Source organism: Pseudoalteromonas arctica (assembly GCF_012927645.1).
Taxonomy (GTDB): domain Bacteria; phylum Pseudomonadota; class Gammaproteobacteria; order Enterobacterales; family Alteromonadaceae; genus Pseudoalteromonas; species Pseudoalteromonas arctica_A.
This window is the reverse complement of sequence record NZ_JABBMT010000093.1, coordinates 1-811: the sequence shown is the minus strand read 5'-3', so window position 1 is coordinate 811 and position 811 is coordinate 1. Positions and strand designations below refer to the sequence as shown.

Annotated in this window: 1 protein-coding gene; it reads right to left on the bottom strand. The window is 34.6% G+C overall.

The features are described 5' to 3' along the window. Window positions 1–123: 123 nt before the first annotated feature. Window positions 124–675 carry a hypothetical protein gene (locus HHO47_RS19030; RefSeq protein WP_169021699.1) on the bottom strand — a complete coding sequence of 184 codons (552 nt, stop codon included), beginning with the start codon at window positions 673–675 and terminating at the stop codon, window positions 124–126. Between the last annotated feature and the right edge of the window lie 136 nt (window positions 676–811).

Here is an 811-nt window from a genome sequence, read left to right as displayed (position 1 = left end):
TGTGGTACAACAGTAACCGATTGCATTCCTACTTAGGGTATCAAAGCCCAAATGATTTTGAATTTAAAATTAATGAGTTAGAAAAAGTAGCTTAACTAGGGTGACTGAATTTAGTTGACCAGGTCATGTTTTTAACTTATTATTCTTCTTAACTAAACAAATAACATGAGCTACATTTTTCAACAAACCATCTCTAACTTCCCGCTTAGCCGAAGACGTAAACTTTTGCTCATTAAACTTGGGAAAAATATTTTTATGGGTTTTAAATAGCTTATCTGAAGATATTTCAAAAATAGCTCTTATCGAACAAGCTATAAGTGGCAGGTAATCTTCTTTAGTCCTTGTAGAATAAACCTTGTCTATGGCATAAATAATATCTGTAACTATTTCAATATTAACTTTATATCCAGACCCTGATTGTATGGTAAACAACGACTTTTCTTGAGGCTTTCCTGAAATATTCGAAATTTGTCTTTCAAATACTAACTTTAGTTCAGACGAAACCAACCCCGTAACTTCATCTTCATACTTGAAATTAACAATAAGCTCCGAAGGCTGTTCAACAGAGGTCAATACATTACTAGGAACATCCTTACCATCGACCTTTATGATAACTTCACTTTTTTCTACATTTTCACCCTTACTGTTTTTTACCTGGTAAATATACTCTTCCAAGTTAATTTGTTCGTAAGCGTATAGCTAACGACACCTAGCCTTGCTTAATATTCCAAGGTAGCAGTGGCTCAAGGTTATCTGGCTGCTCAGCAAGGTGCTGTAAGCAAGTAGTGATATAGTCATGCACCACAAGGTC